Source organism: Sulfurovum sp. AR, from assembly GCF_000296775.1.
GTDB lineage: Bacteria > Campylobacterota > Campylobacteria > Campylobacterales > Sulfurovaceae > Sulfurovum > Sulfurovum xiamenensis.
Window position 1 is genome coordinate 306,293 of record NZ_AJLE01000006.1, and the last position, 12,270, is coordinate 318,562.

Sequence of the window (12,270 nt, forward strand, 5' to 3'; positions counted from 1 at the left end):
ATGAAAAATGCAAAGCTTATCTATATCCTGCCAAATCTGTTTACTGCAAGCAGCATTTTTGTAGGGGTGATAAGTATGGTCGAAGCAAGCAAAGGAAACATAATACTTGCTTCATGGCTCATCCTTTTGGCACTTGTCTTTGACGGTTTGGATGGGCGTATTGCACGTATGACAAACACCACCAGTCAGTTTGGTGTAGAGTTTGACTCTTTAGCAGACATTATCTCTTTTGGTATCGCTCCAGCCATGTTACTCTATTTTTTCATTGGTAATGAATTTGGACGTTTTGGCATACTGGTCTCTGCACTCTATGTGATCTTCGGTGCGATTCGTTTGGCGCGATTTAACATCTCTACTGCAAAAACAGACCCCAACGTATTTATAGGACTGCCTATTCCTACTGCAGCCATTTTTGTCTCCATGTGGATACTTCTCTTTTATAAATATACACTTGAAGATTACGGTATCATATTGCTTTTTCTAACGCTTGGTATTGCCGTACTGATGGTAAGTAACTTTCGTTACCCTTCATTTAAGAAGGTAAGCCTGGACAAGCCCATGGTATTTAAAACCATGATCATGCTGATGCTGACCGCTTCTTTACTCTATCTTTTTTCGGCAGAAGGCTTTGCCATTATTATCTTAGGATATACACTCTATGGTCCTCTTCGTGCATTACGGACATTAAATGTACGAAATATCAAAATTAAGAGATAATTATTATCCCTTGTATTTTATTTTTAAATACTGTATAATTTCTAAAATTTAAAGGAGAGATTATGAAAACTATCATAAACCAACATACTATTTTCACTAAAGATAGCTCTCTCCTGCTGCTGCTCGCACTCTAATCGTCTAACGATCCATACCCTTTTTACACAATAAATAAACAATTAGTTTCTAATAACTACAATTTAGGTAGAATTAGACAATCATTTACACCCGTACTTTAAAAAAGTATGCTATTGAACCCTCACTGCCAGGTGTAGCTTTAATGAGAGGTATGATAATGTGGCGCTGCCGCATTATGAGGAGAAACAGAATGGAAACCATAAAAATATTTGACACCACATTAAGAGACGGTGAGCAGAGCCCAGGGGCTTCTATGAACACTGAAGAGAAGATCCAGATCGCTGCACAGTTAGAGCGTTTGGGTGTAGATATCATCGAAGCGGGTTTTGCCGCAGCAAGTCCCGGAGATTTTGATGCGATTGACAAGATCTCACAAAGGGTCACAAACTCGACGGTCTGTTCTTTGGCCAGAGCGATCGATGCAGATGTAAAAGCAGCAGGGGAAGCCATCGCCAAAGCAAAGATGAGACGTATCCATACATTCATAGCCACCTCAAGCATCCATATGGAACATAAGCTTAAGATGAAACCTGATGAAGTGATCAAAAGAGCGGTCAGAGCTGTTGAGTATGCACGTACATTCGTGGATGACGTAGAATTTTCCTGTGAGGATGCAGGCCGTTCAGATATCGGTTTTATGAAAGAGATCTCTGATGCCGTCATAGAGGCAGGTGCAACTACGATCAACTTACCCGATACGGTGGGGTTCAGACTTCCTTTTGAGATCGGTGCAATGGTCAAAGAGATGAGCGAATACACCAAGGGTAGAGCGATCATCTCCGTACATAATCATAATGACTTAGGTTTGGGTGTCGCAAACTCTTTAGAAGCGGTGATCAATGGTGCAAGACAAATAGAGTGTACCATCAACGGTTTAGGTGAAAGAGCAGGAAATGCTGCACTGGAAGAGATCGTCATGGCATTAAAAACACGTTCAGATGTCTTTGCTGACTATCAAACCAATATCAACACCAAAGAGATCTACCCATCAAGCCGTTTGATCGCCAATATTACAGGTATAGAACCTCAGCCGAACAAAGCCATCGTCGGTAAAAATGCTTTTGCACATGAGAGCGGTATTCACCAGGACGGTATGTTGAAAAATAAAGAGACTTATGAGATCATACGTCCGGAAGATATCGGATTGGATATGGATGACACATTGGTCTTAGGTAAACACTCGGGCCGTGCAGCCTTTAAAGACAAATTGGCGAAGTTAGGATTTACTTTAGATAATGAAGCATTAAATGCTTCTTTTGAACGTTTCAAGATCATGGCAGATAAGAAAAAAGATATTTATGATGATGACCTAAGGGCGTTGGTCACTGATGAGATGACAATGGCGCCTAAAGTCTTTGAATTGGTCTCTTTACAGTTAATGGATTGTTCCAATGGTGTACCCTCAGCGGCAGTAAGTATTAGAAAAGGCGAAGCAGAGATCATTGATGCAGGTATAGGTGAAGGGACCATCGATGCGGTCTTTAAAACTATTGACAGGATCTCCGGCTATGAGGGTCAATTGATGGACTACAAAGTAAAGTCGGTAAGTCAGGGTAAAGATGCTTTGGCAAATGTCACCGTTAAAGTCTCATTCAACGGCGAACCTGCCATCATAGGACATGGATTGAACATAGACACCATGTTAGCCTCGGCAAGAGCTTATATCGGTGCGCTAAATTCTTACTTGAGCATGGAAGGGAAGTTAAAGTCTCGTTACGTTGACAGTTCAAAGACTGTCTAATCCCCTTTCCTTGATTGATATTCAGACTTTTTCCTCTACTTTTCTAGAAAAGTAGAGGAACGTCATCACGGTTCTCAAATGACTTCTATTTTTTAAGGAGGTTTTCCGTGACACTCAACCTTCTGTTAACAAACAGTTAAATACAAAGTTGTACCATATACTCTAATTCGATCTTCAAAATAAATGTGAATCATGGAAAAAATACAGAACATACTGGAACCATTAAACTTAATCTATTATACCTATGATGAAAAAAAGAACCTTTTAATATTGGATAAAAATTGGGCCAGTGAGTATACCTACCCTGAATTGATCAAAATCACACATGCACTCAGTAAAAAACATATCCACTTTTTTATTGATGAAAATAAATCTATCGTGATCGCAGATTCAGATACTTTATTGAAAAAAATAAAAAGACACTTCATATCAATGATCGCAAACATAAAGAACAGCAGAATGCCTATCTATATCTTGAGTGATAAAAAAGTTAAATGGGCCAAGAACTTACCGGTATTCGACATAGAACCGATCCAACAAGATATTGATCTCTCTTCTTATGATGCTTTGATATTTACGTCCAAAAATGCACTTTATGCTCTTGATACTATGGATAAAACCTGGAAAAAGAAACCAGCATATGTGATAGCGCCGGAGACGGCTAAAATAGTGAAACACTTAGGCGGGAATCTAAGATTTGTTGGCAAAGAAAAACATGGGGATCAGTTTGCATTAGAGATAGCAGAAAAATTTAAACATCAAAAACTTCTTTATGTCAGAGCCTCTAAAGTGATCTCGAATATTACAGATATTTTAAATACAAATAGCATACTGTGTGACGAGTTGATCATATATAAAACAGTTTGTAAACATTTTGATAAAAAAGTAAAATTACCTAAAAATTCAACCATAATCTTCTCTTCACCTTCAACGATTGAATGTTTTTTTAAAAACATATCTTGGGATGAAAGTTTTAAAGCCATATCCATAGGCCATACAACTGCACATCACTTTCCGGAAAATATTACACCTGTCATTTCTGATACAACTTCACTTGAATCGTGTGTTAAAAAAGCGATAGAACTCAATAGCTAGGGATCATACATTCTACTTTTCAGAACATAGATCCGTCGATCTTTAGTCTTACCACCAATAACGCGGATAGTGCCGCTTTGGATTGTTAGACATATTATTGACTGCAAGTGCGATCATCAACAGAATGAAAGCACCTGTTGCAATCGGTGTGATTACGAACTTGTATCCCAATTCATGGATTTGAGAACTCCCTATCACAGCAATTAATGCCGTAGCACCTCCAGGCGGGTGCAAAGTACGTGTAAAATGCATGACCACGATAGATAAAGAGACGGCCAAGGCACTTAGGACTGAAGTTTCCAGTGGAATATATTTGTAGACCGTGATACCTATACATGCGGAAAGGATATGGCCACCAATTAAATTTCGGGGCTGTGACAACTCTGCCTGGGGAACACCATATATCAGTACTGAAGAAGCGCCAAAGGAGCCCACTAGAAAAAGAGTATCTGATACATTCATAAACATGTATTTATGCAGCACTGATATAAGGTAAATGCCAAGAAAAGCGCCTATACCAGACCATATAACATGTGACAGACGTGCTCTAGATGGCGGAGCCTCCAAGCCCCGCATTCGGTTGAAATAGCCATATAAATGCCGGCGCATCACCGTCTCCTTTGAAGGGTAGTATTCCCGGTAAAAATCCAAGAAAGCAACTATACAGTTTGAATCCTTTATTTACGATGCATATAGCTCTTTTTCTCTGGCGATCAGGATATCAGCTAGGAAAAAATAAGCTTCTTTCCAGGCATCAAGGATCTCATCTGTAGCAGCATCGCCCAGCACCTCTTTAATTGCACCAAGTATTGCAGTACCCACCATTGGATAGTGTTCAGGCTTGACATGGGTACGTACATGGCTTTGGGCCATCTTCTCAACCGCTTTAGATAAAACGTCAAGGTTATCAATATTTGCTGCATAGGCTCCCACTGCCGAAGCTAGTTTTTTATGCTGATCCGGATCTGCATCTTTGAAGAGCTCTTTGAGTTCCGGATGTTGGCTAAAAAGGATCTCATACATTTTTGTTGTGATGGCTTCTGCATGTTGAGAAACAGCACCTGCTGTAGCTTTGACCGTAGTAATCGTTGATTGTGAAAGTGACATTTTATCTCCTGTTGTTTATAAAGTTTCCGAAGTATATCCCAAGAAATGATTTAAAAAATTGATTTATATCAAGATTGCATGTTTAACCATTCAGCATCATGCATGGTCAATAGACTTGAATGATTTTATTACTTAACTCTGTAGAGAGTAAAATTTCTTTTACTCTTGATTGCCATAACTCTTTGAAAATCCTTTCTTCCTGATCAGATGCTTTTCCCTGCAGTATTTTTCCCATCAACGGCCTTAATCTTTGATCTCCCGGAACCACTGAGGGATCATAACTTAGAGAAACAGACGTATCATTATCCATTCTTTTTAGGGTGACTTCTCCCATCATTTTTTGATCATAAGCAAGTAAGTGATCCCTTGAAAATCTTCCCTTTATCCCTTTAAATCCCTCTTCACCGCTTGCACCTACAATAAAGGAAATAATATTGCCTATGACACCTATGGTGCCTTCTGATCTTTTCCCCTTTATCCCAACATAGATATTCCCACGTTGTGGCAGCTCAGTACCGTAGAGAACTTTTAATCCTATCATTGTCATAAGATATGCGCCTGCAACAGTCGGACAAGAATGGCCTGCTTGCTTGACACAATCCAAATAACCAATCTCAACTTTGCCCTCTTCAAATGCTCCTAAAAAATCACTGAGCGGATCATAAAGTTGAATAGACTCAACTTCATCAAAAAATAAAGGATATTTCATTTTCATTACCATCCTATTTCAAATATATTATTAGGAATCAATATATAGATTCAGCCAACTGATACTGTAATTTGAAGGTTAAAAAAACTATTTATATTCCCAGAAAGGTAGTAAATAATTTATTTGCTCATCATCGAGTATCTCAAGTGTTTCAGCGATACATCGGATATGCACTTTTGTCACGGATGCTTTCAGTTTAGCAATTGCATCTACTTTATTGTCCAAACTTTTTGGGGATTCCTCATCCATGAACAAAGCTTCCATAAGTTCTGTTTCCAAAGTATCAATGTTTCGTTTTGCTTTTTGAACCTCTCCTATCGTATGATGTCGAATGATAAGAAGTTTCTTTTTTTGCTCATCACTCAGTCCCAAAGTCTGTTTATCCCAATGTTTGATAAGAAGTTTTGTCATATGAGGCAACGCTTCCTTGTTGATCAGAAATGGAGAGTTCTGCAGTGCATTCATTTTGTCATTTCTTTGAATTTCATTGATCATATCTACAAAGGCTTTGGAAGGATAATGCTCGATCAGGTAATCCGAGATTTTAGACAGCTCTTCTTGGGAAATACTCCCTTTAAGTGAAGGCATCACACCGTATTGCTGTACTTTGTTTGACTCACACACTGATTTTTTTGCCTCAGGGTTTATCACATAATCAGCAATAAAAGCTTTCATTGTCTCTTGATCATTCATAACCAGCTTGGTATGATACATCACAGCCTCCATAGGCGGTGCTTTTAATTCAGGTATCATACTGGCTGTTGGTTTTTCAAGCATATGGCAGGTGGCACATTTTGACTTGACCAAATCAACTCCACTAGCATATAATATATCTATCCCAATTATGACTGCGGTTAAAATACTTTTTTTGATCATCTTTTATCCTTATATAAGCAATGATCGCATCATACATAAAAAATTAAAAAAATGTATTGATATATGTCAAGATTGAGAGATCACGGTATTTTATAGCCCGTTGAAGCCTGTATCAGTTTTTCTTCCTGCAATAGTTTGGAGATATTACGAGAGAGTGTTTCAGGTGTCATACTAAGTATAGAGGCTATCTCGTACTGTTTGAGATCTAAAGCCAGTTTAGGATTTTTCTGGTAAAAATTCAATACTTTTTCTTTTGAAGTTGCCGCAAGGTTAAAATGTATATTCTGTTGGAGGAGTTCGATCTTTTCAAGCAGTGATTGGATAATGGCATAAGATAGACTCGTATGACTGAGAAGAAACCTTTCAAAACCATCAAGTGAAATTTTCAGAATAGCTCCATCTGTTTGAAACCTTGCCGATGAGGGTAAGGGAGTTTTTCTTAACGTAGCTGCCTCAGCAAGTAGTGCATACCGGTTAAAATATCCGATCACTACCTCATTCCCCTTACTGTCATGTTTATAGATACTCACGACTCCATCGATCAATATCATGACATTTTTACTCATCTCCCCTTGGGTAAAAATGATCGAATCTTTATCATAATCAGAGATGTGTGTCACTGTTGCAAGTTCACTGAGTTCTTGTTCACTTAATGAAGAAAAAAGAGTGATTTGCTTCAGTATCTCCGTAATATTCCGTTTTTCCATCATACACCTTACATTTATTTATCTTACACGGAAGCACTCCAAACTCCCATGTTTGATAATGGACTTTGTGACCGTTCAGGGTTTTGTATTACCGATAGAAAGTGAATTATATCACAACTCCGTGGACCTAGATAAAAATCAAAAGCCTGGTATATTGACTTTTATCAATACAGTTTTAATACTTCTATACTACAATTAATTAAAAAAGGAGCCTCTATGGGATTAATTTATGCTGAACAGGTCGAGTATATGAGTGTCGATCAGATGCAGAAGACACATGAGGATGAAATTAAAATTATCAATGAGATCGAAAAGCTGGCCGTAGGATACGAAAGAGGTACTACAGAACAAAGTGAACTGGAAAACAAACTGGATGAATATATCGAACATGTGAAAGCACACTTTGCCAATGAAGAGCGTTTAATGCAAGAGTATCACTTCCCCTCTTATGAGATGCATAAATTGGCGCATGATATGTTTATAATGGATCTTCAGTATGCAACAAAACAGTGGAAAGAGTTTGGAGATATTAAAAAAATGATCAACTTTGTCGCCAAAACACCCGAGTGGATCGTCATGCATGTCAAGTCGGTAGATGCACCCACAGCAGATTATATTGCAAGAAAAATGGAACAACAGAACGAAGCGTAAAAGAGGGATTTCCCCTCAGACTTCTTGAAAGTTTCAAAATAATGAGCTTGCGAGTACAGTGTATGAAGACCTGGAACTTGCAAAATATATGAGAACATACTAAGGATAAATAATGCTCATAAAAGATAAAGAGATACAACATGTTTCCAATGATATGATGAATATATTACACGAAGAAGAGATCAGAATCATTAATGAGTTTCATGATGCTGTAGTAGCCAAAGAGAGTGAGAAAATAGATGAGCTCTTTAAAGTTGTTCAGTTTGATGTAGAAGATCATTTTTCAACTGAAGAAGCGATGATGGAAGAGAGTAAGTTTTATGCTATGCAGATGCATAAAAGTGAACACGATACGATGAGACAGAAGCTCGATAAACTCCAAAAAAACTGGGAAAGCCATAGGGACCCGGAAGAGATACAAAGGTTTCTGGAAGATGAATTCAAACATTGGCTGGTGCTTCACGTTGCAAGATGGGACTCAGAAACTGCAATGCATCTTGGAGATTCGATGTAAAAATATGGCTATATAAGCATAGAGTCTACATCAAGAAAAAATTCATCAAATGATATTACTTTAATATACTTTTGTAAAACTATAAGGATGGGAACAACTCCCATCTTTGTTTTGATCATTCCCCATGATCGAGATCAATGAATATCCTAGTCTTAAATATCCAGCCGTTTAATCTATAAACGAAGCTATTCTGTTTACCATATTTTATAGAGAATTGATTTTTTAATTATTTTATATTATTATATAAATATATTATTTTAGATTAAGGCTGTAATACGGAATAAAGAATTAGTGACAAGGAAGGAATATATCATGAAGAAGTCTGTTTTATATAAGGGATTGGTTTTAATGCTTTTCGTTCTTGCTGTAGGTAGTCAAACTATTGCGAATTCACCGAGTTCAAATTTTGATAACCCAAAATATACAGGTGATATTACTGGTCAAATTAATACCTGTATGGTTTTAGGTTCGAATGAAGACGTGAGGATCTATATCCCCGGTACTTCCTTTGAAGCCATTACAGATCCAGTTGGCAATTTCAAAATGAGTCATGTTCAGTCAGGTACATACAACTTAAAGGTAATAAAAGACGGACAAATTATAGGAAAAATACCTCATGTCACTGTTGTTCCAAAACAGATCAGCAATATTGGAACTGTTACGTTATGCTTAGATAGTGACAGTGATAACTTATTAATAAAGTAATAAAGATATTAAAAGGTTAATAATTGTTGTAACTAATAGGCAGCAGTCTATTTAAAGGGTCTGTGTATTATTAATGGTTGTGATGTTACACTCCAGTCATTGACTGTAAAACTTAATAGAACTTAGTTTATCAATGTTTCTTGAAGCTTCAATGCGTAACCATAACTTATAATATATTGCATCATATGGTACTGCATGAAAAAAACGGCTATCCGTAGAGTTGTCTCGTAGATCACCCAGCATAAAATATTGTTTCTCTGGAATTTTTGTTTTTGGATAGTTAAAGAGAAACTTTGGTCCTATTATGTTGTCAAAATGTGTGATTGTATAGTAAGTAGAGTATGGAGCTTGAATCCAAATTTCACCATCAAGTTGTACAGTTTTAAATAAGTGTTTTTTTGCATATTGACGGGTTAGGTTTTCATCTGTTGCAATTTGCAGATAAAAAATTTTATTTTTCTGCATAACACTATCACCAGGTAAGGCCACACATCTCTTAATGTAAAGTCGATTATCAAGTGGATGTTTAAACACAAGGATATCACCACGTGAAATACCTTGTGGATGCTCATATAGATGTTTATCAAAATACCCAAAGAAACTTGGTATTTGAACACCTGCACTTACATTTTCAACAATGACATAATCTCCATCAATCAATGCAGGATGCATACTAATATCTTCAACCTGATAGATGCGTATAAAAGAAAACACTATGGTTAGCAATAGTGCTAAAAACCCGATTTTCATAATGAAAGACATTTTATTTTTTAATTGCAAATTTATAATCTTTTTTTGAATTTTTATTACATCGTTTTTTAATATTGTATCTTTAAAATATTTTTTTTCAAAGGTGATATTCAAGGCATAATGAAATGAAGATTTAATAATCGTGGAAACATATAGGCAGTTGAATTTATTTTTTTTGGGGAGGTTTAAGGGTGTATTGGATCACATATATAAAATGAAAACTTTAAAAAATATGTAACCAAATCTTCAAGGGAATATTTTGCACTTTTGTCTAACCTCGTTACTATTTACTACAATACATTTTAATGTTAATTTTATTTCATAAATACTTCATAAATGTTACATGAATATTACATTGAATGATTATTCTTAGCTTCAAATTTATAAACAAGGAAAAAAATGAAAAAGTTACTATTGGTAGGAACATTTTTGATGGGAAGCAATATGTTATTTGCAGGTGGGTATTCTCTTACACCTGTCGAACCGGCAACAGAATTACCTGAAACAACCATCGAAGATACATCATCAAGACTTTATAATGTAGGGTTAAAAGTTGGTACATTAGGTGTAGGAATAGACGTTTCAACGCCGATAAATGACAGCTTTGCATTCAGAGTCAATGTTAATGGAGCTACATATAGTCATTCGGCGACAGAAGAAGAGATTGACTATGATGCAGACCTCAAATTTGCCAATGCAGGAGTATTGGTTGATTACTTTCCTTTCGAAAGTGTTGGTTTTCACCTAAGTGCGGGGGCATATTACAATGCGAACAAGATAGAAGCGCAAGGGGTACCTAATGGAACATATACTATTGATGGTAAAGATTATGCGGCTTCAGATATAGGCTCATTAGATGCAAAACTTGACTTTGACAAATTTGCACCTTATGTAGGACTGGGCTGGGGTAACGACTCTCGTTCTGAAGGTTTTGGTTTTTCACTTGACCTTGGTATGCTTGTGGGTAAGACACATACAGATTTGACTGCTACGCGTGGATCAACAGCAGATGATACTACATGGGCAGAGATACAAGACAGTGTTGCCGCTGAAAAAGAAAAATTAGATGATGACCTCGATAGATTGAAGGTGTATCCAGTGATTATGGTGGGGATTACGTATACGTTCTAAGAAGATACCTCCTATGAGATTTCTCCCTCTAAAAACCTTATAAAATATATAACTTTTGATGCCTTACCAGTGGGCTTGGGAACTGAGGGGAATCAGTTTGTTTTCACGGATGATGCCCTATCGCAGTTCAACCTAAAAACCAAGAATTACAGTGCGCCAGGAAAATATACAATCATTATGGGGTCTGGAGATGAAAGTGAATATACTATTGATCCAACCTGTGAAACGTCGTTTGTTATCGAATAAGAAGTATATTGTCATATTCAGAATGAGCAAAACCTTATATAATATATAACTTTATAAGGTTTTTTTCTAGCGAAATTTTGACAAACAAACAGTAGGTCTCACAAAGTGTGAGCGTTGCCACGGCATGCTAATAAATCAAAAAACTATTAAATAGTAGTCTACCAATGTGTCTTATATAAATGTCTTCACACCCTTTAAAATCAAAATTTCCAATTACTATAAAATCTAATAAAACGTACTCATTGAAGCTATACGTACTTTACTTCTTCTTTGGGATAAGTAATGTCAGATTGATGACTCTAAAATCGTCTATATCAGACGAAACTATAGTCAATGAAGAGAATTTAAAAAGAACATAATATAAAAAGTTGATGGCTTATACAAAAGGTGATGAAGATAAAAAAAGGTTAATAATTGTGGCAGCAAATAGGCAGTTCAATCTGCCTATTTAGAGGGTTTTAGTAAAATTACTTACTAAACTGATGACGAGTATAAATTACATATACTTTTGAAGAAGCGTAGGGATGGTGATGCTTCCATCCTCGTTTTGATAATTCTCCATAATGGCTATTAGTGTACGTCCTACCGCAAGTGCTGAGCCATTTAATGTATGGACGAAGCTATTTTTCTTGCCGTCTTTGAAACGGATCTTTGCACGTCTTGCTTGGAAATCTCTTGTATTCGAGATAGAAGAGATCTCTCTGTATTTGTTTTGTCCCGGAAGCCAAACGCCATCGGATATTCTTTTGTTATAGGCCTTTTAAACTGTTTATTTATGAGGGTTTGACGTATATTGGAAATTTTATTATTTTAGTTTTGGCAGTGAATAGGCAGTTGAGTTGGTCATTTGGTTTTCTTTATACAATCTTCCATATTGGTATATTTTCTCATTTCTCCTAATACAGTCTTGAAGGTTCACTACAACGACAATATATAAATTATATTGAATAATAAAATATATTATATTTATTTAAGAAAAAAATATTATTATTGGAAAATAAGTATTATTATAATTTATACTAATACTTATTTTCACATTTAAGATAAAGCCAAACCTTTTGAAAAGAAGGGACGGAAAGCCTAGAGTCTTTTAGAGATAGTCGGGCTGCCTAAACGAGATAAGGGTTTGGCCTCTTCCATTATTTTATCATTAAAGCCGAACCCAGATGCGGTAATGGCTATCTAA

Annotated in this window: 13 protein-coding genes, 1 pseudogene and 1 riboswitch; of the genes and pseudogenes, 7 read left to right on the plus strand and 7 right to left on the minus strand. The window is 36.4% G+C overall.

What is annotated here, in order from left to right; all coding sequences use genetic code 11:
* From pssA to SULAR_RS06615, 3 genes are all read left to right on the plus strand, one after another.
* Nucleotides 1-717: a CDP-diacylglycerol--serine O-phosphatidyltransferase gene (pssA, locus tag SULAR_RS06605; protein ID WP_008244275.1), complete on the plus strand. Its 717-nt coding sequence runs from the start codon at nucleotides 1-3 to the stop codon at nucleotides 715-717.
* Between the two features lie 325 nt (nucleotides 718-1,042).
* On the plus strand, nucleotides 1,043-2,593 hold the full coding sequence (locus SULAR_RS06610; protein WP_008244276.1) for a 2-isopropylmalate synthase: 1,551 nt from the start codon (nucleotides 1,043-1,045) through the stop codon (nucleotides 2,591-2,593).
* Nucleotides 2,594-2,785: 192 nt separating this feature from the next.
* On the plus strand, nucleotides 2,786-3,688 hold the full coding sequence (locus SULAR_RS06615) for a uroporphyrinogen-III synthase (RefSeq protein ID WP_008244279.1): 903 nt from the start codon (nucleotides 2,786-2,788) through the stop codon (nucleotides 3,686-3,688).
* A gap of 48 nt (nucleotides 3,689-3,736) precedes the next feature.
* Here the strand turns inward: SULAR_RS06615 and SULAR_RS06620 are convergent, their stop codons facing one another.
* From SULAR_RS06620 to SULAR_RS06640, 5 genes are all read right to left on the minus strand, one after another.
* Nucleotides 3,737-4,297 (minus strand): HPP family protein, encoded by a 561-nt coding sequence (locus SULAR_RS06620; RefSeq protein WP_008244281.1) that lies wholly within the window; start codon nucleotides 4,295-4,297, stop codon nucleotides 3,737-3,739.
* Between the two features lie 72 nt (nucleotides 4,298-4,369).
* Nucleotides 4,370-4,795 (minus strand): globin domain-containing protein, encoded by a 426-nt coding sequence (locus tag SULAR_RS06625; protein ID WP_008244284.1) that lies wholly within the window; start codon nucleotides 4,793-4,795, stop codon nucleotides 4,370-4,372.
* 106 nt (nucleotides 4,796-4,901) lie between these two features.
* Nucleotides 4,902-5,510: a hypothetical protein gene (locus tag SULAR_RS06630; RefSeq protein ID WP_238536369.1), complete on the minus strand. Its 609-nt coding sequence runs from the start codon at nucleotides 5,508-5,510 to the stop codon at nucleotides 4,902-4,904.
* Between the two features lie 81 nt (nucleotides 5,511-5,591).
* Nucleotides 5,592-6,380, minus strand: coding sequence for a c-type cytochrome (locus tag SULAR_RS06635; RefSeq protein WP_008244288.1), 789 nt, complete (start codon nucleotides 6,378-6,380; stop codon nucleotides 5,592-5,594).
* Between the two features lie 80 nt (nucleotides 6,381-6,460).
* The gene (locus SULAR_RS06640) at nucleotides 6,461-7,087 is read right to left on the minus strand and encodes a Crp/Fnr family transcriptional regulator (RefSeq protein WP_008244289.1); all 627 of its coding nucleotides are present in this window, start codon (nucleotides 7,085-7,087) and stop codon (nucleotides 6,461-6,463) included.
* A 216-nt stretch (nucleotides 7,088-7,303) separates the two neighbouring features.
* Between SULAR_RS06640 and SULAR_RS06645 the strand changes: the two genes are divergently transcribed.
* From SULAR_RS06645 to SULAR_RS06655, 3 genes are all read left to right on the plus strand, one after another.
* The gene (locus tag SULAR_RS06645) at nucleotides 7,304-7,738 is read left to right on the plus strand and encodes a bacteriohemerythrin (RefSeq protein WP_008244291.1); all 435 of its coding nucleotides are present in this window, start codon (nucleotides 7,304-7,306) and stop codon (nucleotides 7,736-7,738) included.
* Between the two features lie 112 nt (nucleotides 7,739-7,850).
* Nucleotides 7,851-8,252, plus strand: coding sequence for a bacteriohemerythrin (locus SULAR_RS06650; protein ID WP_008244302.1), 402 nt, complete (start codon nucleotides 7,851-7,853; stop codon nucleotides 8,250-8,252).
* Between the two features lie 312 nt (nucleotides 8,253-8,564).
* Complete coding sequence (locus tag SULAR_RS06655; protein ID WP_008244304.1) at nucleotides 8,565-8,957, plus strand: carboxypeptidase-like regulatory domain-containing protein; 393 nt, start codon at nucleotides 8,565-8,567, stop codon at nucleotides 8,955-8,957.
* A gap of 96 nt (nucleotides 8,958-9,053) precedes the next feature.
* Here the strand turns inward: SULAR_RS06655 and lepB are convergent, their stop codons facing one another.
* Nucleotides 9,054-9,737 carry a signal peptidase I gene (gene lepB, locus SULAR_RS06660; RefSeq protein WP_008244306.1) on the minus strand — a complete coding sequence of 228 codons (684 nt, stop codon included), beginning with the start codon at nucleotides 9,735-9,737 and terminating at the stop codon, nucleotides 9,054-9,056.
* Nucleotides 9,738-10,106: 369 nt separating this feature from the next.
* Here lepB and SULAR_RS06665 point away from each other — a divergent pair, with 369 nt between their 5' ends.
* A complete protein-coding gene (locus tag SULAR_RS06665; RefSeq protein WP_008244308.1) occupies nucleotides 10,107-10,838 on the plus strand; it encodes a hypothetical protein in 732 nt (243 codons plus the stop codon).
* 742 nt (nucleotides 10,839-11,580) lie between these two features.
* Here SULAR_RS06665 and SULAR_RS11025 read toward each other — a convergent pair.
* Nucleotides 11,581-11,832: pseudogene (locus SULAR_RS11025) on the minus strand (aminoacyl--tRNA ligase-related protein); the annotation flags it as partial.
* Between the two features lie 290 nt (nucleotides 11,833-12,122).
* A riboswitch (cyclic di-GMP riboswitch) is annotated at nucleotides 12,123-12,197 on the plus strand.
* Nucleotides 12,198-12,270: the final 73 nt, after the last annotated feature.